Annotated in this window: 25 protein-coding genes and 2 other annotated features; of the genes, 6 read left to right on the plus strand and 19 right to left on the minus strand. The window is 40.7% G+C overall.

The window, feature by feature from the left end; all coding sequences use genetic code 11:
- Positions 1-6 precede the first annotated feature (6 nt).
- The 6 genes from trpC to J7J00_RS10670 form a co-directional block, all read right to left on the minus strand.
- Positions 7-783: an indole-3-glycerol phosphate synthase TrpC gene (gene trpC, locus J7J00_RS10645; protein ID WP_214790468.1), complete on the minus strand. Its 777-nt coding sequence runs from the start codon at positions 781-783 to the stop codon at positions 7-9.
- Positions 783-1805, minus strand: coding sequence for an anthranilate phosphoribosyltransferase (gene trpD, locus J7J00_RS10650; protein ID WP_214790469.1), 1023 nt, complete (start codon positions 1803-1805; stop codon positions 783-785). Before trpD ends, trpC begins: the two co-directional genes overlap by 1 nt.
- A gap of 27 nt (positions 1806-1832) precedes the next feature.
- A complete protein-coding gene (locus tag J7J00_RS10655; protein WP_214790470.1) occupies positions 1833-2438 on the minus strand; it encodes an anthranilate synthase component II in 606 nt (201 codons plus the stop codon).
- On the minus strand, positions 2435-3829 hold the full coding sequence (gene trpE, locus J7J00_RS10660; protein ID WP_214790471.1) for an anthranilate synthase component I: 1395 nt from the start codon (positions 3827-3829) through the stop codon (positions 2435-2437). The genes J7J00_RS10655 and trpE overlap by 4 nt, the downstream gene beginning before the upstream one ends.
- Before the next feature lie 173 nt (positions 3830-4002).
- Positions 4003-4240, minus strand: a binding site (T-box leader).
- A 35-nt stretch (positions 4241-4275) separates the two neighbouring features.
- Positions 4276-4506: a binding site (T-box leader), on the minus strand.
- A gap of 65 nt (positions 4507-4571) precedes the next feature.
- Positions 4572-4847, minus strand: coding sequence for a UPF0223 family protein (locus J7J00_RS10665; protein WP_214790473.1), 276 nt, complete (start codon positions 4845-4847; stop codon positions 4572-4574).
- A gap of 57 nt (positions 4848-4904) precedes the next feature.
- Complete coding sequence (locus J7J00_RS10670; RefSeq protein WP_214790475.1) at positions 4905-5885, minus strand: NAD(P)H-dependent flavin oxidoreductase; 981 nt, start codon at positions 5883-5885, stop codon at positions 4905-4907.
- A gap of 393 nt (positions 5886-6278) precedes the next feature.
- Here J7J00_RS10670 and J7J00_RS10675 point away from each other — a divergent pair, with 393 nt between their 5' ends.
- Positions 6279-7736 carry an aminotransferase class I/II-fold pyridoxal phosphate-dependent enzyme gene (locus J7J00_RS10675; RefSeq protein WP_214790477.1) on the plus strand — a complete coding sequence of 486 codons (1458 nt, stop codon included), beginning with the start codon at positions 6279-6281 and terminating at the stop codon, positions 7734-7736.
- 178 nt (positions 7737-7914) lie between these two features.
- On the opposite strand, the gene J7J00_RS10680 is transcribed toward J7J00_RS10675, so the two are convergent.
- Entirely contained in the window at positions 7915-8040 is a 126-nt protein-coding gene (locus J7J00_RS10680) for a GapA-binding peptide SR1P (RefSeq protein ID WP_072272684.1), read from the minus strand.
- Positions 8041-8374: 334 nt separating this feature from the next.
- Between J7J00_RS10680 and J7J00_RS10685 the strand changes: the two genes are divergently transcribed.
- Positions 8375-8809 carry a DUF1885 family protein gene (locus J7J00_RS10685; RefSeq protein ID WP_214790479.1) on the plus strand — a complete coding sequence of 145 codons (435 nt, stop codon included), beginning with the start codon at positions 8375-8377 and terminating at the stop codon, positions 8807-8809.
- A 25-nt stretch (positions 8810-8834) separates the two neighbouring features.
- Here J7J00_RS10685 and J7J00_RS10690 read toward each other — a convergent pair whose 3' ends face one another.
- The 7 genes from J7J00_RS10690 to J7J00_RS10720 form a co-directional block, all read right to left on the minus strand.
- Entirely contained in the window at positions 8835-9662 is an 828-nt protein-coding gene (locus J7J00_RS10690) for a polysaccharide deacetylase family protein (protein ID WP_214790481.1), read from the minus strand.
- Between the two features lie 44 nt (positions 9663-9706).
- Positions 9707-10036 carry a hypothetical protein gene (locus tag J7J00_RS10695; protein WP_309487157.1) on the minus strand — a complete coding sequence of 110 codons (330 nt, stop codon included), beginning with the start codon at positions 10034-10036 and terminating at the stop codon, positions 9707-9709.
- A 201-nt stretch (positions 10037-10237) separates the two neighbouring features.
- Positions 10238-11650: a dihydrolipoyl dehydrogenase gene (gene lpdA, locus J7J00_RS10700; protein WP_214790483.1), complete on the minus strand. Its 1413-nt coding sequence runs from the start codon at positions 11648-11650 to the stop codon at positions 10238-10240.
- A gap of 3 nt (positions 11651-11653) precedes the next feature.
- Positions 11654-13012, minus strand: coding sequence for a dihydrolipoamide acetyltransferase family protein (locus tag J7J00_RS10705; RefSeq protein WP_214790486.1), 1359 nt, complete (start codon positions 13010-13012; stop codon positions 11654-11656).
- A gap of 120 nt (positions 13013-13132) precedes the next feature.
- Positions 13133-14110, minus strand: coding sequence for an alpha-ketoacid dehydrogenase subunit beta (locus tag J7J00_RS10710; RefSeq protein WP_076366780.1), 978 nt, complete (start codon positions 14108-14110; stop codon positions 13133-13135).
- Positions 14111-14113: 3 nt separating this feature from the next.
- Entirely contained in the window at positions 14114-15229 is a 1116-nt protein-coding gene (gene pdhA, locus J7J00_RS10715; protein ID WP_214790488.1) for a pyruvate dehydrogenase (acetyl-transferring) E1 component subunit alpha, read from the minus strand.
- A gap of 644 nt (positions 15230-15873) precedes the next feature.
- The gene (locus J7J00_RS10720; RefSeq protein ID WP_214790490.1) at positions 15874-16536 is read right to left on the minus strand and encodes a YkyA family protein; all 663 of its coding nucleotides are present in this window, start codon (positions 16534-16536) and stop codon (positions 15874-15876) included.
- Between the two features lie 213 nt (positions 16537-16749).
- Between J7J00_RS10720 and J7J00_RS28860 the strand changes: the two genes are divergently transcribed.
- Positions 16750-16908, plus strand: coding sequence for a YjcZ family sporulation protein (locus J7J00_RS28860; RefSeq protein ID WP_214790492.1), 159 nt, complete (start codon positions 16750-16752; stop codon positions 16906-16908).
- Positions 16909-17146: 238 nt separating this feature from the next.
- Complete coding sequence (gene def / locus J7J00_RS10730) at positions 17147-17701, plus strand: peptide deformylase (protein WP_214790494.1); 555 nt, start codon at positions 17147-17149, stop codon at positions 17699-17701.
- 47 nt (positions 17702-17748) lie between these two features.
- On the opposite strand, the gene J7J00_RS10735 is transcribed toward def, so the two are convergent.
- Positions 17749-18516, minus strand: coding sequence for a Cof-type HAD-IIB family hydrolase (locus J7J00_RS10735; RefSeq protein ID WP_309487158.1), 768 nt, complete (start codon positions 18514-18516; stop codon positions 17749-17751).
- 884 nt (positions 18517-19400) lie between these two features.
- On the opposite strand from J7J00_RS10735, the gene J7J00_RS10740 reads away from it, so the two are divergent.
- Positions 19401-19610, plus strand: a complete 210-nt coding sequence (locus J7J00_RS10740) for a DNA-dependent RNA polymerase subunit epsilon (RefSeq protein WP_034314070.1) — start codon at positions 19401-19403, stop codon at positions 19608-19610.
- Between the two features lie 3 nt (positions 19611-19613).
- Positions 19614-21284: a ribonuclease J1 gene (gene rnjA, locus J7J00_RS10745; protein ID WP_034314071.1), complete on the plus strand. Its 1671-nt coding sequence runs from the start codon at positions 19614-19616 to the stop codon at positions 21282-21284.
- Between the two features lie 83 nt (positions 21285-21367).
- Here rnjA and J7J00_RS10750 read toward each other — a convergent pair whose 3' ends face one another.
- The 4 genes from J7J00_RS10750 to J7J00_RS10765 form a co-directional block, all read right to left on the minus strand.
- Positions 21368-22027, minus strand: a complete 660-nt coding sequence (locus J7J00_RS10750; protein ID WP_192203910.1) for a potassium channel family protein — start codon at positions 22025-22027, stop codon at positions 21368-21370.
- Positions 22028-22089: 62 nt separating this feature from the next.
- On the minus strand, positions 22090-23214 hold the full coding sequence (locus J7J00_RS10755; RefSeq protein WP_214790788.1) for an N-acetyldiaminopimelate deacetylase: 1125 nt from the start codon (positions 23212-23214) through the stop codon (positions 22090-22092).
- Positions 23215-23288: 74 nt separating this feature from the next.
- Complete coding sequence (dapD, locus tag J7J00_RS10760; protein ID WP_141992439.1) at positions 23289-23999, minus strand: 2,3,4,5-tetrahydropyridine-2,6-dicarboxylate N-acetyltransferase; 711 nt, start codon at positions 23997-23999, stop codon at positions 23289-23291.
- A gap of 124 nt (positions 24000-24123) precedes the next feature.
- On the minus strand, positions 24124-25008 hold the full coding sequence (locus J7J00_RS10765; protein WP_063231999.1) for a transcriptional regulator CcpC: 885 nt from the start codon (positions 25006-25008) through the stop codon (positions 24124-24126).
- Positions 25009-25097 lie beyond the last annotated feature (89 nt).

The following is a 25097-nucleotide window of genomic DNA, read 5'->3' on the forward strand; positions in this document are numbered from 1 at the left end:
ATCTCCTTATATACTCATTTGCAGTTCGGCCATCGTGTGCGGAAGATTTGATGCAGTCATCAGTGTCTCCCCGACTAAAATCGCTTTTGCACCAGCTTCCTTAACACGCATCACGTCTTCTTTTGTTTTGATTCCACTTTCACTGATAATGAGATGGCGTTTTGGATCAAGTAACTTCGCCAGTCGTTCCGTTACAGCCAAATCCACTTTGAAGGTCTTTAAATTCCGATTGTTAATCCCTATTAGCTCTGCATTCAGCTCTAGAGCCCGTTCCAATTCGGCTTCATCATGGACTTCCGTCAATACTTCAAGCCCTTTTCTTTTTGCATATTGATATAATTCATGAAGGCGTTCTTTAGAAAGTGCTGCCACAATCAATAGAATGATAGTGGCACCAGCTTGTTGGGCGCGATCGATTTGGATTTCATCGATGATGAAATCTTTGCACAACCTGGGAATCCGTATAGCCTCGCTTACGATTCTCAAATCTGCAATTGATCCTTTAAAGAAAACCTCATCCGTCAATACGGATATCGCTGCCGCCCCGCCACTTTCATATGAAAGGGCCTGCTCGATCGGATTTACATTGATTTTAATGTCGCCTTTTGAAGGGGAAGCCCGTTTTATTTCCGCGATAACCGCCATTGATTTCGCCGTTTTCAAATTTTCCACCAAAGATGGTCTGACTATGTTGATCATGACCGAATCGTCTAAGCCCCTTTCTTTTAACTTTGCGACTTCCACCTTTTTCTGTTCGATGATTTTCGTTAAGATATTTTCCATTACATGACCACCTTATTTCTATTGCCATAAGCAATCAAATTTTCTAACTTTGCAAGAGCCGATCCGCTATCAAGGCTTTCTTTGGCCATGGAGATTCCTTTTTTGATTGTTGCTGCCGTACCATGTGCGTATAATCCCAATCCAGCATTCAATAAAACGGTATCACGATAGGCCCCTTTTTCCCCTTTGAGAAGTTTAAGCATGATATCGGCATTTTGTTTGGCGTCACCGCCGCGGATGGCATCATTTCCGTAAACCGGCAGATCCACTTCTTCAGGGTGCAGCGTAAATGGGATAATATCCCCTTGCTCCAAAAGCACGAGTGAATTTTCTCCCTGCAGGCTCGCTTCATCCATAAACCCGGCACCATTTATCACGACAGCGCGTTTCCTGCCTAATTTATGCAGGACTTCCGCAAAAAGCTCGAGCATATCACGTCGATTAATTCCCATTAATTGCGTGTCGAGTTGGACTGGATTTGTCAGAGGACCGATTAGATTAAATATCGTCGGGATTTTCAGTTCTTTTCTCACTTTCATTATCCGTGCAATATTAGGGTGGACCGATGGAGCAAATAAGAATGTGATCCCATTTTCCTCCAACAGTTCTTTTAACATGTCAGGCTCCAAGTACAAATTAACACCTAATTCTTCCAATACATCCGCACTCCCCGTTTTGCTTGAAATGCTGCGGTTTCCATGTTTGGCAACTTTGACACCGGCCCCTGCAAGAACGAAGGCTGATGCTGTACTTATATTGAAGCTTTGTGACCCATCTCCTCCCGTTCCGCAATTATCCATAACATTAAGAGAGCTTGTTCGTACACTTCTTGCTTCTTTTCTCATGACTCTGACAAGGCTTGCTATTTCACCGGCCGTTTCCCCTTTGGATTTTAGGGCAATGATGAAAGCTGCCATCTCGCTTTCGGTGATATCTTTAGAAAATAACGCTTGGGCTGCTCTGCTCATCTCTTCTTCCGTCAATGTTTGACGCTCTGCTAACTTCGCTAAATACTCCTTCACCGCTAACTCCCCCAGTCGTTTTTTGTTTTATAAGATGGATTGTTCCTTCTCAGATTGGAAGGTTCCCGCAATCTCATAAAATTGATGTAATAATTCCTTGCCGATTTTCGTCCCTATTGATTCAGGGTGGAACTGTAAACCGTAAAGCGGGAATTCTTGATGTTTCAGGGCCATGATCTCCCCATCATCCAGTGCTACTGCCGTCACAGTCAGTTCATCTGGCAAACTCGCCCTTTCAACTACAAGGGAATGGTAACGCATTACCGGGAATTGTAAGTCCTGTTTGGCAAATACACCTGTTTCATCATGTTCGATAACCGATGTTTTCCCATGCATGATTTGTTTCGCTCCAACAACATTCGCACCAAAAACTGCCCCAATGGCTTGATGCCCCAAACAAATGCCTAATAGCGGAACCTTTTCATAAAAATTACGGATGATTTCCATACTGATACCAGCATCTTCCGGCCTGCCAGGTCCCGGGGAAATGACGATTGCCATTGGATTCAGTTCCTCAATTTCCGCAAGGGTGATTTCGTCATTCCTTTTTACTATGATTTCTTTTTCCACCTCTCCCAAATATTGATAAAGGTTATAAGTGAAAGAGTCATAGTTATCAATTAATAAAATCATTTTGTGTGAACCTCCATTAAAGCGCGTGCTTTATTTTGTGTTTCTTCAAATTCCGTTTTTGGATCTGAATCATATACAATTCCTGCCCCTGCCTGTACATAGGCCTTGCCATCTTTAATGATCATCGTCCTAATGGCTAATGCCATATCAAGATCCCCTCCAAAACCTATGAACCCTATCGAGCCCGAATACATCCCCCGTTTACAATTTTCCAGTTCATTGATCAGCTCCATTGCCCTGATTTTTGGAGCACCTGAGACTGTTCCGGCAGGGAGGCAGACCGTCAGTGCATCTAAACTCGTGAACCCTTCCCTAAGCTTTCCGCTAACCTTCGAAGCAATATGCATGACATGCTGATATCTTTGAATTTCCATTTCCTCGGTAAGGTGGATTGAACCGATTTCGCAAACCCTGCCAAGATCATTCCTACCCAAATCAACAAGCATCTTATGCTCGGCAAGTTCCTTTTCATCCATCAGCAGGCTTTTTTCGAAGCCTTTATCTTCTTCATCCGTTTTCCCTCTGGGCCTTGTACCGGCAATGGGATTAACATGAACCATTCCTGATGAAACACTGATCAAACTTTCTGGAGACGACCCAATAATTGTATAGTCACCAAATTCTATATAAAACATATAAGGAGAGGGGTTGGCTAAACGCAAACGACGGTAGGCATCGAAAGGCTCCCCATCAAAGTCCGCTTTGAACCTTTGTGATAAAACAACTTGGAACACTTCACCAGCTATAATCGCTGATTTAACTTCAAGGACCATTTTCTCGAATTCATCCTGACTGAAATTCGATTTGAATTCCAAATATTCCGACGATATTTCCTTTGACGGTTTGCTTGCCTGATTGATTTTTTCCTTCATCCCCAATAAACTTTTTTCACTATCTTCTTCCGCAGTCAAAAGATGAATCTTCTGCAGAACATGATCGAATATATACAGTTCTTTATAAAAGAGAAAATGAGCATCAGGCATTTGCAGAGAATCAGGAGGCACCGGACCTATATTTTCAAACAGACGAATGATATCATAGCCCATATATCCGATTGCACCACCGTTAAATGGCGGAAGATGTATGGGAGCCTCTCCTATCTCCACTAATAATTCGTTTTTGAGAAACTCGATGATATTGATGTTCTTTACAATTTGATCACCTGTTTCAGTATCTTTCACATTTACTTGTCCAGCAAGTGATGTCACCTCCAGATAAGGTTTTGAACCTAGATAGGAGTAGCGGCCGTTGTCATGATGCGAATTCGAGCTTTCCAATAAAAACTTCTGGTCACCATCTAATTTTTGAAATATGGCAATGGGTGTGTGGATATCCCCTTCAATCGTGTCCATTTTGAAACGGAGTATTTTTTTTTCATTCAAATTATTCATCTCTCAATTCCCTCCCGATTCTTATGCGCTCTTATAAACCCCTGGAAGGGAAAACCCTTTTGGCCATGTGCCGGAGTTTTCATTTCCTTGGTTTTTTGTTTTTTTCTCTAAAAGGTATATATATATATTGAAATCCCAATAAAAAAATCCCCTGCAAACACAAATATGTGTCTGCAGAGGACGGTAAACCGCGGTGCCACCTCAAGTTGGAAAAACGCATCATTTTTCCCTCTCAAGCAAGAAATGAAAAATTCTTGCGATTACCCTTTAACGGTGGCAGCCGAGTTTCCCTACTTATTTCAAGAAACCACTCATAAGTCCATTCATCTTCTTATATCGTACCGGTTTCCACCTATCCCGGCTCTCTGTTACGCATCTAAAAAGATTACTACTCTCATTCATAGATTTAATTATCATTTCCATAAAAACGCAAAAAGGCCCCTCATCCAAAGGACGAGGAACCCGTGGTACCACCTTAATTAGCTAAATTAGCTCACTTTACGGCATTAACATGCCTATCTCCACTAACGATGAGATAATCGCCAAAGCCTACTCCGTTCATCCGTTTCGGTTTGGGGCTCGGAAGTCCATTCGCTTAAATACGTTCACCAGTTTTCAGCAACCACTGGCTCTCTGCAGAACATCATTAAGGTACTCTTCTTCGTCACTGCCTTTATCATTTTCTTGCTTATTATGTTAAAACAATCTTTTCAGTAAGTCAATGGAGTTTTCTAAAAATATTTTATTTTTTCATTTTTATCCATTCCCCGTCATCGATTCCTTTTGCCTTCTTAATAACAAGATAGGCTGAATAAGTGCTAACTGATTCAAACTCATCCGTATACTTTTTTTCATCCGCCTTACCGGGGACTATTTCCTTGAATCTTCGGTAAGCCTTCATAAATTCTTCCTTTTGTATTTTATTTTCATAAGCCTTTTCTACAGCTTCAAAGAATTTGATCACATCTACGATTTCTTCAGTAGACCAATCAAGATCCATTGGATATTGATAATCCATACCCTAAACACGCTCCTTCTAGATAGTTTTTCATGCTGTCCGGCAGACCATGCATCATCAGTCTGCCCATTTTGAGCGAATTGCTTCCGCCTGGTCGATAATCCGACTGAATAGTTCAGCAGTCGATGGTACATCATGAATCAGCCCCATGACTTGTCCGGCCCAAGCAAAGCCTTCACCTTCGACACCGTCATGGATATAACGCTGATTCGCTTTTCCGCTTATGTAATCCTTCAATTGTTCATATCCGCCGTTTTCTTTTTCTATTTCAAGGATCTTATCGGTCCAGCTGTTTGCAATTACCCTGGCTGGTGCACCAATGGAACGCTTGATGACAACGGTATCATTTTCTGTGCCGGAAACCAAGGCATTTTTATATAATTCATGTGCATGAACACATTCCTTGACTGCTATGAATCGTGTTCCCATCTCGATTCCTTCGGCACCAAGTGCCAATGCTGCCATCAAACCGCGTCCATCGCCAAAACCACCCGAGGCGATGACTGGAATATTAACGGAGTCCACAACTTGAGGAATTAACACGGAAGTTCCGATATCATCACGGCCTAAATGTCCTCCTCCCTCCTGACCAACTACCATCACCGCATCTGCCCCAAGCTGTTCAGCCTTCATTGCCTGCCTTCTTGCAGCAACAAGCACGAGTTTTTTCACCTGGGTGCCTTTGACGCAATCAAGAAATGGTGCAGGGTTGCCGCCGGTTACGGAAACAGCTGCGATATCCTCTTTCAAGGCTGCTTCCAGCATGTGTTCATAAGGTCTTCCATGCTGACCGATTGCAAAGTTCACGCCAAACGGTTTATCCGTCAATGATTTGGTTTTTCTAATTTCGTCTGTCAGTTGCTCCGGGTTGTCCAAGGACATGGCCGTTACCTGCCCCAGCCCTCCTGCATTCGAAACTGCCGCAGCCAAGTCTGCATAGGCTAAATGGGCCAATCCCCCTTGCACGATTGGGTATTGAATACCTAACAAATCGGTCACACGCGTTTTCCACTTCAAACTCCTCAGCTCCCTTTTCATTTTATGTGGTTTGTTTATTTAGCTTTCAAAAATCATTAGTTTCATTATGGCAAATATTGTTTAACCGTTCAATTTTTAAACTCACCTACAATATTAATAAAAGAAGAATTCTTGAGTAAATCCAGTAAATACTAGGAAAATGGACATTTATAATCTGCTGATAATTTTATTGAGCCCCTTAACAACAAAGACATATATTAATTGTTTAAGTCAGGACATTAAAGTCACTCTAGGCATTTATTATAAGACGTGCTATAATTCATATGTTTTATGTCTATCCACAAGTTTACTAACCATACGATGGAATCGGAGAAACATACGATCATTAATAGAAAGGGAGTATGTACTCCCAAATATTACGTACCTATTTTATTGAAAAGGGGCCACAAAGAATTGTCACAGAATGAAACACCCTTATACACTGCCTTATTGCAGCATGCAAAGAAAAATCCCGTTCAATTTCATATTCCAGGTCATAAAAAAGGAAAAGGAATGGACGCTGATTTCCGTAATTTCATTGGAGAAAATGCATTATCCATAGATTTAATCAATATCGCTCCACTCGATGATCTCCATCAGCCAAAGGGGATCATTAAACAAGCTCAGGATCTTGCCGCTGAAGCTTTTGGGGCGGATCACACATTCTTTTCCGTTCAAGGAACAAGTGGAGCAATCATGACGATGGTCATGACAGTCTGCGGACCTGGGGACAAAATCATCGTCCCAAGGAATGTACATAAATCCGTAATGTCTGCCATTGTATTTTCCGGAGCTGTTCCCATTTTCATCAATCCTGAAATAGACAAAGATTTGGGCATCTCACACGGAATCACCGTCGATGCCGTCGAAAAAACTTTAAGGGAACATAGCGATGCAAAAGGATTGCTTGTCATCAATCCAACCTATTTCGGCATTTCGGCTGATTTGCAAAAAATAGTGGAAGTTGCTCATTCCTACCAAATCCCAGTACTTGTAGATGAAGCACATGGTGTCCATATACACTTCCATGAAGACTTGCCGATGTCAGCCATGCAAGCTGGAGCGGATATGGCTGCAACGAGTGTTCATAAACTGGGCGGTTCACTAACGGGAAGTTCCATATTAAATGTTAAGAATGGATTGGTTTCCGCAAATCGTGTTCAAGCCATATTGAGCATGCTCACAACCACCTCAACCTCCTATATCCTTCTGGCTTCCCTGGATACGGCCAGAAGACAACTTGCGACGGTAGGCAGGGAAATGATTGATGAAGCAATCAATCTCGCAGGGTATATCCGTGAGGCCGTTAATGAGATTCCTTATCTTTACTGTGTCGGCAGCGAAATTCTCGAGAGTGAGGCAGCCTTTAGTTATGACCCGACTAAATTGATCATATCCATCAAGGAATTGAATATTACCGGATACGACGTTGAGAAATGGCTTCGTGAAAAGCATAATATCGAAGTAGAACTTTCTGACTTGTACAATATCCTTTGCCTGATAACACTCGGAGACTCAAAAACAGAAGCGGACCTTCTGATTGCTGCCCTTAGAGACTTGGCGGATGAGTTTAAGGAAATGGCGGCTGAACATGAAAAGATCGAAGTCCTGCTTCCTGATACACCACCATTGGCTTTATCACCAAGGGAAGCATTTTATGCAGAAACCGAAGTGGTTCCCATTGAGGAATCTGTCGGCAAAATTAGCGCTGAGTTCATCATGGTTTACCCGCCTGGAATCCCGATCTTCATACCAGGTGAATTGATTACTGAAGATAATATCAATTACATCCGGAAAAACATCGAGGCCGGCCTTCCTGTTCAAGGCCCTGAGGACCCAGAAATAAAATATTTACGTATCATTAAAAATTGATTGATCCCATCAAACCAGAGCAAAGTGCTGCTCTGGTTTTTTTGCTCCGTTTATTATTGAGCATGTAGCTCCCGATAAACTGAAGACCTTCGCTTCATTAACTTCTATAAAAAGGGTGCTCCAGGTTAAAATCCTGAAACACCCTTAAATTCTATTAATCTTATAATCCTTTTTCGATTTATTTTTCAGAGGCAGCTGTATCACAGCTTTGGCAGTTGTGATTGTGTGTATATAGTACACTTACTTTTTCATCTTCAAAATGTTCAATCGTGCTATTGCAAGTTTGACATACGATAGTTCCCATTTTTACAACCCCTTCCTCTATATTGTATGCATCAATGACGTAATGTAACCGCTTTATATGAATTATAATATAACACATTTATTATTTCAAGCTAAAAAGTATAACATATATACTTTTTTCCCATTTAATGAACCCTCATGTTGGAAGCAATTGATTCCAATCGTTCGTTAGACGATTCCTTTTGGGCCCTGGCGCTCATTTCATCACACCTCTTGCTTTTGCATAGCAAGGTGAAAAAGGAATTTCGTCTTTTAATTTACATATAGATATGTATATAATACATCCATAAAATGTTAATATATTCTTACATCCTATCGATTTAAGGGGGATCCACATGACTGAAAATGCCTATATCAAACTTGTTCCTGAGTCCGTGAAAGGGACTGTAACCATCGAAGACGTGAAAGAAATGCTGAACTATTATCAAATGATCACAGCGAAAACCGGAAAGCAACTGGATTGGGACTATGATAAGAAAGCATTTCCTTATGAAATGAAAGAACCAGAAAAGATGAAAGATAAGGCCATATATCTCCAATCAAAAGAAGATCGATATCACATGATATTGATAGGCGTTGACCAAGAGGTCGTTAAGGATGAAGACGGATCAGAGCGGATTCAATCCTATATCCAATTTACCCTCCCTGAAACAGCAACTTTCGGTGATAAGGGGAAAGCTAATGAACTGTGCAAGTTCCTGGCAAAGAAATTACGGGCGCAGCTACATCTCTTCAATAAACGGGTGATGTATTATTATCCAAGGAAATAAAAAACCTGCAGAAGCCGGAATTGGCTCATGCAGGCGTTTCAATTAACTTTGGTTCAAGGATCTCATAACCTTTCTTTTGAAAACCTTTCACGATATCCTCAATGGCTTCACTCGTCCATTTCCGGTCATGCATCAGTAAGTTCGCACCCTTTCCTAAATAAGGGCTGTTAAACATGATTTCCGTTAAAGCTTTTTTATCCTGATACTCTTTTTCCCAGTCGTATCCATATGTCCAATTCATGACCAACATTTTTTCTTTCTCAGCGACTTTTTTTGATTGCTCGGTATTCGATCCAAATGGCGCCCTGAAGTACTTAGGGCGTACCCCTGTAATGCCTTCTACCAAATTGTTCAATTTTACGATTTCCCGCTCTTGTTCCTTTTCGGTTAACTGTTTTAGATTCACATGGGAATAAGTATGATTACCGATAGAAAAACCCATTTCATGAATTTCTTTTAGCATCGCTTTATTTTCATCATTTTCAAGAAAGTGACCGTTCACGAAAAAAATCGCAGGTACTTCAAGGCGCTTCAGCGTCTGGGCGATTTTCAGAGAATATTTATCAGGTGCATCATCAAATGTTAACAACACAACTTTCGGATTTGCATCGCCAATTGGTTTAAATGACCAATTTTCTTTGTCCACCCGATATTCTGCCTTTGCATTCCCATCGACAATCGTTTTTGACGTTTCGTTTTTCAGATCTTTCTCTTGCTGTCTTTCATCTTGGACAGTTGTTGTCGTTTCCACACTTTTTTGATTATCATTTTCTGTCCGACCGGAACTCAGACCATTGCATGCCATCAATAAAAATGATACTAATGTAAATAATGCTACTCCTTTGTTAATCATGGTTCCTCCGTGGTTTCTTGTGTCATTGCGGCTTACTTAAAAATTCAATAAACGGGTACTAGCGTTTCCAAAAGGATTTGCAAAATACCGTAGCATAATAGACTTATCACGGTAACAAGCATTGTTCGCCTATTGGATTTTAAAATCATTTTACCAATGTAAATGGCTAGATAGGAAAAAACCAGAAACATGAATACTTTGAAAACGAAACGATCGTTAACAGACAGCCATTCAACTAATGTATACCCACTCCAAACGATTAGTTGAAAGAGGATTACCAGATAATTTTTCAAGTGATCCACCCCATTTTGATATGAATATATCAGCCATGATCTTTTTATTGGCAAAAAATATTCCTTTAACATATCGCTCATCTTATTTTTTTATCCTTTATTACCTTTTTCAAACCCTTTCAAGGAAAAAAGTAAGAAGTCCTTTTATAGCTTATGCCCTTTTTGCCCTTTTCATTTAACAAGCGTGAAGAAAATCATGACTGGGGAGTCATCCTTCATATTTATCTGCCAAACAAAAAAAAGCGTACTGCATTAGGCAGTACGCTTTTTTATAAAAATCAATTACTTGATGATGTGAATAGGAGTTCCAAGGGCAACTTCAGCAGCTTCCATTGTGATTTCCCCTAAAGTTGGATGTGCATGGATTGTCATTGCGATATCTTCGGCAGTCATTCCTGCTTCGATAGCCAAACCAAGTTCTGCAATCATATCAGAAGCGTTTGGTCCTGCAATTTGTGCTCCTATAACCAATCCGTCTTCTTTGCGAGTGATAAGCTTCACAAATCCGTCCGTATTATTTAAAGAAAGAGCACGTCCATTTGCAGCGAATGGGAATTTAGAAGCAAGCGCTTCGATTCCAGCTTCCTTCGCTTCTTTTTCATTATAACCGACAGAAGCAAGTTCCGGTTCAGAGAATACAACAGCCGGAATAGCAAGATAGTCAATTTCAGATGAATGTCCTGCAATGGCTTCAGCTGCAATTTTACCTTCATAAGAAGCTTTATGAGCCAACTGAGGTCCAGAAACGATATCACCGATTGCGTAAATGTTTTTTACGCTTGAACGGCATTGTTTATCCGTTTCGATCAAACCACGGTCAGTCATTTTGATTCCGACTTGCTCCAGGCCGATCTCTGCCGTATTTGGACGACGTCCAACTGTTACTAAAACGTAATCGGCTTCAACTTTTTTCTCTTCGCCTTTTACTTCATAAGTAACGGTTACACCTGTTTCAGTTTCTTCCACGCCTTTAGCATTTGCTTTAGTAACAATTTCAGCACCCTTGTTTTTAAGGTTACGCTTAACAAGTGCTGCCATTTGTTTTTCAAAGCCTGCAGAAAGGATTTCTTCCGTACCTTCAAGGATGGTAACTTTAGTGCCGAAGCTTGCGAATGCTCCGCCAAGCTCAGTTCCAATGTAACCTCCGCCGATTACCACGATCGAACTTGGAACTTCTTCCAAAGCAAGAGCACCAGTGGAATTAAGTACACGTTTCGTATATTTAAATGACGGAATCTCGATTGGCGATGAACCAGTGGCGATGATTGCGTTTTTAAATGTATATGTTTGGGCTGAGTCTTCATTCATAACACGGATGCTGTTTTCGTCAACGAAATAAGCTTCTCCAGTTACGACATCAACATTATTACCTTTTAATAGGCTGCTTACACCGCCTGTTAATTTTTTAACAACAGAACCTTTCCAAGCTTGTACTTTAGAAAAATCAACAGAAACTTTTTCTGCAAAGATACCCATATCTTCTGAATGCTGAGCTTCATGGAAACGGTGTCCAGCCGAAATTAAAGCTTTCGATGGGATACAGCCTACATTCAAACAAACTCCGCCGATTGTTCCTTTTTCAACGACCGTTACTTTCTGTCCAAGCTGTGCTGCGCGAATTGCGGCAACATATCCCCCTGGGCCTGAACCGATCACTAAAGTATCTGTTTCGATTGGAAAATCTCCTACTACCATTGTTTACGCCTCCATTAACAATAATTCTGGGTCGTTCAATAACTTTTTGATATGATTCAATGCATGTTGAGCTGTTGCTCCATCAATCATGCGGTGATCAAAGCTCAGTGATAATGCCAGAACTGGAGCGGCGATAATTTCCCCGTCGCGTACAATTGCTTTTTCGGCAATGCGTCCAATCCCTAGAATGGCAACTTCTGGATGATTGATTACAGGTGTGAACCATTGACCGCCTGCGGAACCGATATTCGTAATGGAGCAAGAAGCACCTTTCATTTCGTTAGGAGCCAATTTGCCGTCACGGGCTTTCGTCGCTAATTCATTAATTTCTTGTGAAATAGCAAAAGTTGATTTACGATCTGCATCTTTTACAACTGGAACGAGCAGTCCTTTGTCTGTGTCTGCCGCAATTCCAATATTGTAATAGTGTTTATGGATAATCTCACTAGCCTCATCATCAAATGATGTGTTAAGCATAGGGAATTCACGCAATGCACTTGTTAACGCTTTAACAACATAAGGTAGGAATGTAAGCTTGATTCCTTTTTGTGCAGCAATTTCCTTGAATTTCTTACGGTGAGCAACCAATAGCGTCACATCGACTTCATCCATTAATGTAACATGCGGAGCTGTCTGTTTGGATTTTACCATAGCTTTGGCGATCGCTTTTCTCATGCCGCTCATTTTTTCGCGAGTTTCAGGATATTGCCCTTCTGGAATTGAAACTTTTTGTTTTTCGGTTGTTTCCGTATCATTTTGTTGTGAAGCTTCACTTTGAGCTGCCGGTTGCTGTGGAGCAGTTTCGCCGTTTTTGAAAGCATCTATGTCATCTTTCATGATGCGGCCGTTATCCCCAGAACCAGAAATCTCACGAATATTTACCCCTTGTTCGCGTGCATATTTCCTAACAGAAGGCATGGCGATGATACGTCGTGAAGGATCTGCCTCAACTTGTGGTTGTGATCCCGCGCCCGTTACACCATTATTTTCTTGAACCGGAGCAGCCTCTTTCTTGACTTCCTGTCCAGCTTCAGCAGTTGCTTGAACCTGGGCCTCCGTATTCTTATCACCTTCTGCCTTCGCTTCTTCTCCATGATCCCCTTTAAACTGAAGATTTTCATAACCTGGAGCATCGAAAGTTACAAGTACATCGCCAACAACGGCAACCGTTCCTTCTTGAACAAGGATTTCTTCAACGGTACCTTCCACCGGTGATGGGATTTCAACAACGGCCTTATCGTTCTGAACCTCGCAAAGCACGTCATCTTCTTGAATCTTATCTCCTGGTTTTACAAACCATTTCACTATTTCACCTTCGTGTATACCTTCTCCGATATCAGGGAGTCTAAATTGGAATGCCACTGAGTTCAACCTCCTATATTAAATCATACTTAGTGCTTTGAATAAAGTCCTTTATCTTGCATTACCGTTAATGCGATATACTTTCCCAAGCAGGACATTCATTCCCATTACTTAAGATTGTTAAAACTTCAAGACTTTAGTCGCCGTTTCAATAATGTCTTTATAATTAGGGAGCCATACTGTTTCAGCTTGTGAAAACGGGAATACCGTATCAGCCGCCGCCACTCGCAGTACTGGAGCATCCAAGCTCAAAATGGCACGTTCGTTAATTTCCGCTACGACATTCGCTGCTATACCAGCTTGCTTTTGTGCTTCTTGAACAACGATAGCGCGTCCAGTTTTTTCTACAGAAGCAATGATTGTATCGATATCCAATGGAGATACAGTCCGTAAGTCGACCACTTCGACGGAATGTCCTTCCTTAGCCAATTCCTCAGCTGCCTTGATGGATTCCTGTACCATCGCACCATACGTAATAATGGATAAATCCGTTCCTTCTCTTTTCACATCCGCTTTTCCTAATGGAATTGTATATTCTTCTTCAGGAACTTCCTGACGGAAAGAACGGTACAATTTCATGTGCTCAAGGAAAATGACAGGATCATTATCACGAATAGCTGAAATCAATAAGCCTTTTGCATCGTAAGGAGTGGAAGGGATAACTACCTTTAACCCTGGTTGCTGAGCCATTAAACCTTCCAAGCTATCAGCGTGCATTTCCGGAGTATGCACTCCGCCCCCAAAAGGTGAGCGAATTGTAACCGGTGCACTGTAACGTCCGCCTGAACGGTAGCGCATACGAGCAAGCTGACCGCTTACAGAATCCATTACTTCATATACAAACCCGAAGAATTGAATTTCAGGAACAGGACGGAAACCTTGTAAAGAAAGACCGACCGCTAATCCACCGATTCCAGATTCAGCAAGAGGTGTATCGAATACACGATCTTCACCGAATTCTTTTTGAAGATTTTCCGTTGCACGGAAAACTCCTCCATTAACACCAACATCTTCCCCAAAAACGAGTACATTCTCGTCATTCTTAAGTTCTGTACGTAATGCTTCTGTAATTGCTTGAATCATCGTCAATTGAGCCATCGCTTACTTCGACTCCTTCTCTTTATAAATTTCATATTGTTCTTTTAAGTTATAAGGCATTTCTTCATACATGTTTTCAATCAGGTCTGTTACCTTTTGCTTAGGTTCTGCATCTGCCAATTTGATTGCTTCTTTAATATCGTCTTTTGCTTTTTCTATCGTTTCGTTCTCTAAATCTTCATTCCAAAGTTTTTTGTTTTCCAAGAACTTGCGGAAACGAACCAATGGATCTTTCAGTTCCCACTCGTTATCCATTTCGGAAGTACGGTAACGTGTCGGGTCATCCCCAGCCATCGTATGCGGACCATAACGGTAAGTCAATGTTTCAATCAATGTAGGGCCTTCACCATTAATTGCACGTTCACGCGCTTCTTTAACGGCTGTATAAACGGCCAACGCATCCATACCATCAACCTGGATGCCAGGGATACCTGCAGCCACACCCTTCTGGGCTAATGTTTTCGCTGCTGATTGCAAATCAACCGGTGTCGAGATTGCGAAACGGTTATTTTGCACGATGAAGATAGCCGGCGCTTTAAATGCACCTGCAAAGTTAATTCCCTCATAGAAGTCACCTTGTGAGGTTCCGCCGTCACCCGTATATGTGATGGCTACAGCTTTCTTCCCGCGTTTCTTAAACCCAAGAGCAACTCCTGCAGCTTGGATATATTGAGCGCCGATAATGATTTGAGGGGAAATTACATTGACGTCTTCAGGAATTTGATTTCCCTTAAAATGTCCCCGGGAGAATAAGAATGCTTGCCAAAGCGGAAGGCCATGCCAAACGATTTGCGGAACATCACGGTAGCCAGGCAGAATGAAATCTTCTTTTTCCAAAGCATACTGTGAAGCGATTTGGGAAGCTTCTTGACCGGCAGTCGGTGCATAGAAACCTAATCTGCCTTGGCGGTTCAGTGATATAGAACGTTGATCCAAGATGCGTGTATACACCATACGACGCATTAATTCTTGCAATTGTTCATCACTTAAATCAGGCATTGCCGCTTCATTAACGACTTCTCCCTCTTCATTTAAAATTTGAAAAGTTTCAAATTGTTCTTCTACTTTCTTAAGCTGATCCTGAACATTAATTTTAGCTTGTTTAGTTTTTTGAGCCATTTGGCACCTCATCCTTTCATTAAAAAGGTTTGCTATTATTATTCTATAAAGCAAAAATAGTTTGCTTTTTAGTTTCTTCAACAATTCATTCTTTTATTTTTCCCTTAAGACCAATCCTCAAACGTGGATATGCTTAATATGTCTCAATCTTATTCTGTACCATAAAAAAAATCAAGGAAAATGATACAAGAATTTTTATAGATTAAGTTTACAAGATGAATTAACATCAAGTCAATCACTTGGAGTTCCTTATAATTTTGATTTTATAGAACTTCCAATACTCATACTTCTTCTCTGTATTAGTTTCGACTTTACAACTGTACTATTAATTTTCCCCTAATTTTCAATTTAAAGATGGCGAAGGATAATATTTAAATCCCCCGGCATATCGGATCAATTCCAAAACCGCTTTAACTATAGGCATTTAAGCCTTCGGAATAATATTCCAAAAAAATTTTCAAACGCTTTCATATAAGTCTGCTGTTAGAATTTTGATTATCGTTTTTTTTTAGTACAGGTATGAAAATTCCCCATCAAGCTGGTTGCACCAAAAAGACCATTCTAGAATTTTTCAGTCCCTAAATGAACTGGATTGAACAAAAATATGGGCTGTGAGTGAGAATCACAGCCCATCATTAATTATATTATTTTGTTGAATCAGCCATTTCTATGCCAGAACTATCATAAAAACTTTCTTTTTTTTGATTTGATTTTTCCGTTAATGCATTAAATTCCTCATTTGCTTTCAAAACTTCTGTATAAGAGGTATTTATTTTCTCGATTTGCACTTGTAATTCATCCATTTTCAAATCCTCTTTTTTAAAAAGTTCATATAATTCACGATCATAAGCCAGACTTTGTTGATAAGCATCATATAAATTATCGTAGGTGCTATAGCGCTCACTCATGACCTTTTTCATTTCGGTCGCTTCTTTTTTTATCTTTTCATCCTCTATTTTCCCGATTTGTTCATCTATCTGATTGAATTGTTCTTTTGAGGATTGCATACTGCTTTGTTCCTTTTCAATTATTTTTTCCCTTTGGTCGATATTCTTGGTGGCTTCATCTGAAAGCTCGACGATCTGTTCATAATCATCCAATCCAAGTTTAATGATTTTCTCATATTTTTCTTTTTCTTTTTTCTCCAAATCATTAAGAGGCTCTTGATGCTCGGTGAAATCACTTTCCTTTTCTGCAGTTTTCTCTAGGATTTTGTGGATTCTTTCTTCCGGTGAACCATTAAAACAACCAGTCAAGATCACTAAAGAAAGAAGTAAAATAACATATGGACCAAAACGCTTCAACATAGACAGCTCCTTCTGATAGTACTTCGAAGATTCATTTTTCTCTAAATTCCCTTATTAGCAGCAAACACTTGTTACAATCATATTCCGAACAGGTTTTTTTCATTACTGGGCGCTAGCCTACACCCTTTAAGCCATACTGCATAGGCTGTAGTGACCGTTTCAAATCAGAGTGGTCAGCATTTTAATAATACAAAAAAACGGAGGTATGAAATTATGTATGGAGGTTACAACCAGGATTGTTGTTATCCGGTTTCCGCTGCACCCAGCTATGGTTATGGTGATGGTGGAGGCTGCGGCGGCTTTGGAAGCGGCTTCGCTCTAATCATTGTCCTGTTCATTCTGTTAATCATTGTGGGAGCGTGCTTATGCTAAGCAGGTAATTACTTTTACCTTTACCCGAAAATGTTAACTATTTACCCTGATTCACAAAAAATGATTTATTTTTTTAAATAAACCTCAACACGCAATTAATATAATGGCTGGGATAGGAATTAATGACTTGATTCCATCCCTGCCATTTTTCTTTCATTAGATCATCCATTAACTTTCAGTATTTTTTTTGTTAAAATAATCCTATACATATTAAAGAATTTTTGTGGGGTGAAAGATTATGCTTACCATGGATGATTTTGTTAATGAAGACGATCCAATCTTAAGGCAAGTCGCGGTAGAGGTTCCGCTTCCGGCATCAAATGAAGATAAGCAACTTTTAGCCAGCTTGATGGAATATGTCCAAAACAGCCAGAAGCCCGATATTGCTGCACTATACGGGTTAAGGGCGGGAATTGGCTTGGCTGCACCACAGGTGAATGTTTCAAAAAGGATGATCGCGGTTCATTTGAAAGAAAAAGATGGTCAACTGTATAGCTATGCACTTTTCAACCCTAAACTCATCAGCCATTCAGTGGAAAAAGCATATTTGGCTTCCGGGGAGGGCTGCCTTTCCGTAAATCGTCCCGTTTCCGGCTATGTGCCCCGTTATGCTCGAATAACGGTTGTGGGTACGGACCTGGAAGGAAAATCGGTTCAGCTCCGTCTGAAAGGCATCGCAGCCATTTGCTTTCAACATGAAATCGACCACCTTAATGGAATCATGTTTTATGATCATATCAATCCGGAAGACCCCTATGCCATTCCGGAAAATTCAATTGCGGTGGAAAGGTAGCGTAATAAGCAAAACCCCCGTCTGCTGGTTAACGGGGGTTTTGTTTTTTATATCAGTTCAAGTTCCTTCAAACCAAAAAGTATGCCATCATCATCGACATCCTTCGTTACAAAGTCTGCCTCTTGCTTCACAAGTTGACCGGCATTCCCCATTGCCACGCCATATCCCGCTACTTTTAACATCTCTATATCATTTAAGCCATCTCCAAAGGCGTAAACATCCTCCAGAGCAAACCCGACTTTTTCCATTAATATTTTAATGCCTTCAGCTTTTGAACCCCCGAATGGAAGAACATCCGTTGAATACTCATGCCATCTAATGAAATGGAAGTCATCATATTTCCCAACAAAGTTCCCTTCTTCATCTTCCGAACAGAATAATAAGGCTTGGTATATATCATGGTCCTCATAAAAATCTGCCACATGTTCAGGGTGGGGAAACTTCAGGCTGCTCAATGCTTCTTCAATTCTGCTATGATGTGGAACACTCGATTTCATTGTCTCCTCATTCATGAAAACAATCGGTATTTCATTTTTTTCAGCATGTTCGTGGAGCCGTTTTATCTCAGGTATGCTCAAAGGGTTTTTATAAACGACTTTCCCTTCAAAAACAACGTATTGTCCATTGAAACTTACAAATGTATCGATACCAAGCTCTTCCCTTAAAGATTCGAACATAAACGGAGCCCTTCCTGTGGCAATCGCTACAAAAACCCCGCTATCCTGCAGTTGCTTAATGGCATTTTTTGTTGAAGCAGGTAACTTTTTTTCATGATCAAGCAACGTTCCGTCAATATCAAAGAATACAATTTTCACTAACGATTCACTTCCAATTCATTCATTTTTTCCTTTTTTAATATGTACCCATTTAATAATTGTCATCAAGATAAGTCAAGTAACACAACCGGATTCCACTCAATTTACGTTTTTTATTCACGAATGGGCATATACTATTCTTAATAGAAACAACTCATGCTTTCTTAGATTACTTCTCCCATCCTTCTTTTCTAACAAAATCCCAGCTGCTTGTTTAAATGAGCCTTTTTTTTCAAAAATGGGTCAAGTACCTGTAAAGACGTATTTACATTATTGAATAATCCTATACAATAATAATTAAGGGAGCGTGATCGCCATGTTAAAAAAGCTTCGTAAAAAGCTTGCTAAACAGTGGAATGATCTTTTAAGAAAAAAATTTATCGCATGATTTGCCACTCATTCCTGCCTTGGCCGTCATCCATATGCGAATTTTTTTCGGACAGCCCTTCAAAAACTTGCGGAGGGCTTCTTCCTTGTTGTAAAGTTCTTGTTAAGCATTCTTTCTATCTTGGCTTTTATACGGTCAGTTGAATACATATTTCAATAAAGATATGAGCCGTTGTGTTTTCATGAAACGCTATACACAGTCGTACTGTATTAATTAGAAAGAAATCGTTTACGAAAAAAAGATCTCATGATTTAAGTTTTACACATGGCAAAAACGGATAGGATATAAGATAGAGGAAGACACAATTGGATTAATACCAGAATCGGCCATCTATTTTTTTATATACTTTTATACATTGGTATATTTAATTCATCAAACCCCTTCCGTTTTTATGGCGGAGCTGGGTTTATTTTTACATGATGTTGAAAAACATGAAAAAATTGTTGTTTTTATATATAATGAAAAAAGCAATGCAAACAAGTGAGGAGAGATTAAAATGGTTTTTAAGGTATACTATCAAGTAACCATATCAGAGGTTCCCATCAGGGAGAATACTAAAACAATGTTTGTCGAAGGTGAATCCGTTCGTGACGTTCGTTTAAAATTAAAAAAGGAACCTTATAACGTAGAAATCGTATTACCCGTAACCGGAGCATATTTAGAATATGAAAAACAAAATGAAGATTACAAAGTATTGGAGCTATAATTTATGAAATTTGTAAAAAACGATCAAACAGCTGTATTCGCCCTGGGCGGTTTAGGCGAAATCGGTAAGAACACATATGCTGTTCAGTTTCAAGATGAAATCATCATCATTGATGCTGGAATTAAATTTCCTGAAGATGAGCTTCTCGGTATTGACTATGTGATTCCAGATTACAGCTATTTAGAGAAAAATGTAGATAAAATTAAAGGTGTTTTCATTACCCATGGCCATGAAGACCATATTGGCGGGATTCCTTATTTACTTAGAAAAGTGAATGTCCCTGTGTACGGCGGAAAACTGGCACTTGGACTGCTTCGTAATAAATTGGAAGAACACGGCCTTTTACGTCAGACAACCATGATTGAAATCAGTGAAGATGAAGTGATCAAGTTCCGGAAAACGTCCGTCTCATTCTTCCGTACAACTCACAGTATCCCTGACTCTTATGGAATCGTTGTAAAAACACCACCTGGACAAATTGTCCATACTGGTGATTTTAAATTCGACTTCACACCAGTGGGCGAGCCTGCAAACCTGACCAAGATGGCTGAAATCGGTAAAGAAGGTGTATTGTGCTTACTCTCGGATAGCACAAATAGTGAAGTACAGAACTTTACTATGTCCGAAAGCCGTGTCGGCGATACCATTCAAGACATTTTCCGTAAGGTTGACGGCCGGATTATTTTTGCAACGTTTGCATCGAACATCCATCGCCTTCAGCAAGTTGTTGAAGCAGCCGTGGCTAACGGCCGTAAAATAGCCGTTTTTGGCCGAAGCATGGATTCAGCCATATCAATTGGACAAGATCTTGGTTATATTGTAGCGCCTAAAGATACATTTATTGATGTACAGCAATTGAATCGTATGCCTGCGAATAAAGTAACCATCCTTTGTACAGGCAGTCAAGGTGAACCAATGGCAGCATTGTCGCGCATAGCGAATGGCACTCACCGTCAGATTCAAATCATTCCTGGTGATACTGTAGTATTTTCCTCTTCACCTATCCCAGGTAACACAATCAGTGTTTCCAGAACGATCAATCAATTATATCGTGCAGGAGCAGACGTCATTTCAGGTCCTTTGAATGACATTCATACATCAGGACATGGCGGACAGCAGGAACAAAAGCTGATGCTTCGTTTGATTAAACCAAAATTCTTCATGCCAATCCATGGTGAATACCGTATGCAAAAACTACATGCCCGCCATGCAGTCGATTGCGGAGTTCCGGAAGAAAATTGCTTTATCATGGATAATGGTGAAGTTCTATCCCTTAGTGAAAACACAGCACAAATCGCTGGTAAAATCCCTTCAGGTTCGGTTTATATCGATGGAAGCGGCATCGGGGATATCGGCAATATCGTTCTCCGTGATCGTCGGATCCTTTCCGAGGAAGGCCTTGTCGTTGTCGTTGTCAGCATCAATATGAAGGAATTCAAAATTGCATCCGGACCTGACATCATCTCACGCGGATTTGTTTATATGAGAGAATCAGGAGACCTTATCAGCGATGCTCAATCCTTGATAACTAAGCATTTAAATAAGGTGATGGATCGCAAAACTACACAATGGTCTGAAATTAAAAATGAAATTACAGACACTTTATCTCCATTCCTATATGAAAAAACTAAACGCCGTCCAATGATCCTGCCGATCATCATGGAAGTCCAATAAATAATAGAAGCCCAGCCATTGATGGCTGGGCTTTTTTTGTGAATAAAAAGTGTATGCGTTGCCCGAAATTGAGCAGGCACTGCTTATTCCACAATTTTTTTTTCAAAGCGATTGATGTCCGAATCCGCCCCGATGACGATCAATATATCACCTTTATGAATTAAATCGCTCGCCTGCGGGGAGACATTTATGTCGTTCCCTCTTTTGATCGCGACTATATTAAGCCCATAATGAGCACGGATATCAAGGTCAAATATCGAGTTTCCATTCATCTTTTGGCTTGCAACAATTTCGACGATGGAGTGTTCATCAGAAAGCTCCAAATAATCGAGAATATTATTGGAGACGATATTATGGGCGATCCTTCTCCCCATATCTCGTTCGGGGTGCACGACATAGTCGGCCCCGATTTTACGAAGAACCTTCTCATGATAATCATTTTGCGCTTTAACCGTAACATTTCCGACACCCAATTCCTTAAGCATGAGAGTCGTCAATATACTAGCTTGAATATTCTCGCCAATCGCTACAATGACGTGATCAAAATTCCGAATCCCTATGTTTCTCAGTACATTTTCATCTGTCGTATCCCCTACTACGGCATGTGAAGCTATTCTGGCAAATTCATTCACTCGATCTTCGTCAGCATCGATAGCCAGAACCCCTAATCCTTCTTCAGCTAATGTCTTGACTATGCTGCCGCCAAAACGGCCAAGTCCAATCACCGCAAATTCTTTTTTCACAATAAGCCCTCCAACGTCATTCGTTCTCTCTTTAGAGCATGTTCTGTACTGAAAAGCATTTTTTACGCTTCGCTTCCTTTAAACGTTATATAGTCCGTTAAGTGATTGATCGCGAGTTCAATCGCAGTTTCATCCGGACTTAACTTAGCGTGGTGCAATCCGTAATCCGATGAAACCCCCAGCCAGAACATGAATCCTGGAATCTCCTTTAACATATAACCAAAATCTTCACCTGTCATCGCTTCCGTACAGCGATGCAAATGAACAGCAGTTGACTTCTCTGTAAATTCCATGAATTCCCGGGTCAACCGTTCGTCATTATACACCTGGTGATACATCGCTCCATAGTCGATTTCAGCCAAGCACTCATATCCCACTTGTATGCCATCCACAAGCGCCTTTATTCTTGACTTGACCTTTACCATCGATTCGGGGTTAAGGGTGCGTATTGTGCCTTCTAACCGCGCTGTCTCCGCAATAATATTTTGAACGGTGCCTCCAGTAATCTTCCCAACTGTAATAACAGCTGAATCAAGTGGATTGACATTCCTGGAAACGATTGTTTGCAGCTGCCCTACAAGCGAACATGCCGCAATGACCATGTCATTTGTTTCATGCGGATAGGCTGCATGCCCACCTTTTCCCCTCAAATCGATGAATAATTCAGATGTATTGGCAAATAGAAGCCCTTCTTTAACGGCAATCGTCCCAACTGGATACTCTGGAGCAATATGTAAAGCAAGAATCATATCCGGCTTCCATTTTTTCATCGTTTCCGATTTAAGCATCGGTTCAGCTCCGCCAGGTCCCTCTTCTGCGGGCTGGAAAATGAATAGCAAGTCATCATCGATCGGATTTTCGGTGAAATATGTCAATAATCCCAAACCTATGCTCATATGAAAATCATGACCGCAGGCATGCATATATTCCTCGTGGTTGGATGCGAACGGCAATCCGGTTTCCTCTTTTATCGGCAGACCGTCAATATCAGCCCGGTAGCCAATTGTTTTCCGCGGGTTCAATCCCTTCACTTTCACGAAAATCCCAGTCTGCCAAGTTTCTATTTCCATTCGCTCCGGGGCCAGTTTCGTTATGTAATTCAGTAGGTATTGCTGCGTCTTGAATTCTTTGAACCCTATCTCCGGTATTTGATGCAAATCACGCCGGATCTCGGCAAAAGGATTTATTTTCACATTATTTCCTCCTATACAGAAAGCGTGGATATATTTATCCACGCTTCAGGCAATATTCACTAAAGAAATTAAAGTTGACGAAGTTCTTGCATGATTTCTGTTTTTGATTTTGTTTTTTCGTCAATTTGTTTAATGACCCTCGCCGGGATACCAGCAGCCACGGAGTAAGGAGGAACGTCTTTCGTTACAACTGCACCAGCCGCCACAACTGAACCTTGACCGATTTTCACACCTTCTAGTACAACCGCATTGGCTCCGATTAAAACATCATCTTCCAAAATGACTGGTTGTGCGGAAGGCGGCTCGATGACACCTGCTAAAACGGCACCTGCACCTACGTGACAGTTTTTACCCACTGTTGCACGCCCGCCCAGTATTGCGTTCATGTCGATCATTGTGCCTTCACCGATGACAGAACCAATATTGATTGATGCACCCATCATGATGACTGCGTTGTCTCCAATGGATACTTGGTCACGGATTATTGCGCCAGGCTCGATACGGGCTTTGATGCCTTTTAAGTCCAATAAAGGAATGGCAGAGTTACGGCGATCATTTTCAACTACATAATCCTCGATTTTTGTTCCTGCTGCCTTGATTGCTTCTTCGACTTCAGACCACTCACCGAATACAACACCTGTATTTCCTGTTATGAAAGTTTTAGAAGCTGGACCAAAATCCATGCCTTCCAAATCGCCTTTGACATATACCTTTACAGGTGTAGATTTTTTACTATTTGAGATAAAAGAAATAATTTCGTTTGCATCCATTTTATTCATTCCGGGTAAACCTCCTAAATATGTATCATTACTCGTTTTAAATTTACCAGACAACTGCCGGCAAGACAAGTTGAATGTCACTCTTATATATTATTCTCCCCTATTGACATTTTCGTCAGCGGACCTATAACATTCCTTGATCTCGAATATGCTCTTTCACCACTTCCGTGAATGCTTGCACTTGCTTTAACTGGAAGGCAGATTCATAGCCGCAAAGCCATGTATCTCGTTCGATTGAGTGGTTATGCCCATCCAGTAGAGGGATTTTAAAAACATTCGTATCTTTATCATGTAAAGTGATGGCTGGCAGGATTGCATATCCTATACCATTGAACACCATTTGTTTGCATGTTTCGATTTGATCCACGACAATGGTGTTTTTTGGCGTCGTTTTAAATTGCCGATGCCACCAGTCCTGGATTTCCTGATAATAATTCGAATCGCTTTTAAACTGAATGAATGGCCGGTCCGTTTCGAACACCTGATTCAGTTCCTTCATTTCAGTATCGACCAAATAAAGCATATCCGTAAACAAATGCTGTTTTACCCCTTTCCAATCCGGGGCTCCTCTTATGATGCCAATATGCACCTGTCCTTCATACAAAGACTTTAAAATCTCACTGCTCCAGCCAGTGATTAAGGATATTTTGGCATATGGATATTTTTGAACGAACTTTTTCAATACTTGCGGCAGCCAATTTTGACCGACAATCGAAGCACAGGCTATTTTCAAAGTCCCATATACTTCATGGTCCATAGCTTGAATACTTTCCCTGACCTTTTCTTCTTTTTCGATAACCTCATTGGCCAAACGAATTACCGCTTCACCTGCAGGCGTCAGTGACAGCCCTTTTTGTGAACGCAAAAACAGTTTCGAGCCCCAATCCTTTTCTATGGATTGTAAACGCTGTGATAAAGCCGGCTGGGAAACGAACAACCGCTCAGCTGCTTTTCTCATATTCATTTCCTGAGCAAGCACGGATAATAAATGAAATTCTGAAAATGACATACACACCAACCTCTTGATAATTAAATCTTATCATGATGATTTAATTTATTTAAATTTTATTATCAACAAAGTCGGCTTATAATACAAGA

Source organism: Bacillus sp. ISL-4 (genome assembly GCF_018613275.1).
Taxonomy (GTDB): Bacteria; Bacillota; Bacilli; order Bacillales; family DSM-1321; genus Peribacillus; species Peribacillus simplex_E.

What these genes read in the sequence shown, in the direction of transcription:
- J7J00_RS10690 (WP_214790481.1), bottom strand. Translation starts at nt 9,662, where the DNA reads ATGATTAACAAAGGAGTAGCATTATTTACATTAGTATCATTTTTATTG.
- J7J00_RS10670 (WP_214790475.1), bottom strand. Translation starts at nt 5,885, where the DNA reads ATGAAAAGGGAGCTGAGGAGTTTGAAGTGGAAAACGCGTGTGACCGAT.
- rnjA (WP_034314071.1), top strand. Translation starts at nt 19,614, where the DNA reads ATGAAATTTGTAAAAAACGATCAAACAGCTGTATTCGCCCTGGGCGGT.
- J7J00_RS10695 (WP_309487157.1), bottom strand. Translation starts at nt 10,036, where the DNA reads ATGAGCGATATGTTAAAGGAATATTTTTTGCCAATAAAAAGATCATGG.
- pdhA (WP_214790488.1), bottom strand. Translation starts at nt 15,229, where the DNA reads ATGGCTCAAAAAACTAAACAAGCTAAAATTAATGTTCAGGATCAGCTT.
- J7J00_RS10710 (WP_076366780.1), bottom strand. Translation starts at nt 14,110, where the DNA reads ATGGCTCAATTGACGATGATTCAAGCAATTACAGAAGCATTACGTACA.
- J7J00_RS28860 (WP_214790492.1), top strand. Translation starts at nt 16,750, where the DNA reads ATGTATGGAGGTTACAACCAGGATTGTTGTTATCCGGTTTCCGCTGCA.
- J7J00_RS10665 (WP_214790473.1), bottom strand. Translation starts at nt 4,847, where the DNA reads ATGGATTATCAATATCCAATGGATCTTGATTGGTCTACTGAAGAAATC.
- J7J00_RS10740 (WP_034314070.1), top strand. Translation starts at nt 19,401, where the DNA reads ATGGTTTTTAAGGTATACTATCAAGTAACCATATCAGAGGTTCCCATC.
- J7J00_RS10655 (WP_214790470.1), bottom strand. Translation starts at nt 2,438, where the DNA reads ATGATTTTATTAATTGATAACTATGACTCTTTCACTTATAACCTTTAT.
- J7J00_RS10765 (WP_063231999.1), bottom strand. Translation starts at nt 25,008, where the DNA reads ATGTCATTTTCAGAATTTCATTTATTATCCGTGCTTGCTCAGGAAATG.
- lpdA (WP_214790483.1), bottom strand. Translation starts at nt 11,650, where the DNA reads ATGGTAGTAGGAGATTTTCCAATCGAAACAGATACTTTAGTGATCGGT.
- trpC (WP_214790468.1), bottom strand. Translation starts at nt 783, where the DNA reads ATGGAAAATATCTTAACGAAAATCATCGAACAGAAAAAGGTGGAAGTC.
- J7J00_RS10685 (WP_214790479.1), top strand. Translation starts at nt 8,375, where the DNA reads ATGACTGAAAATGCCTATATCAAACTTGTTCCTGAGTCCGTGAAAGGG.
- def (WP_214790494.1), top strand. Translation starts at nt 17,147, where the DNA reads ATGCTTACCATGGATGATTTTGTTAATGAAGACGATCCAATCTTAAGG.
- trpE (WP_214790471.1), bottom strand. Translation starts at nt 3,829, where the DNA reads ATGAATAATTTGAATGAAAAAAAAATACTCCGTTTCAAAATGGACACG.
- J7J00_RS10680 (WP_072272684.1), bottom strand. Translation starts at nt 8,040, where the DNA reads ATGGGAACTATCGTATGTCAAACTTGCAATAGCACGATTGAACATTTT.
- dapD (WP_141992439.1), bottom strand. Translation starts at nt 23,999, where the DNA reads ATGAATAAAATGGATGCAAACGAAATTATTTCTTTTATCTCAAATAGT.
- J7J00_RS10720 (WP_214790490.1), bottom strand. Translation starts at nt 16,536, where the DNA reads ATGTTGAAGCGTTTTGGTCCATATGTTATTTTACTTCTTTCTTTAGTG.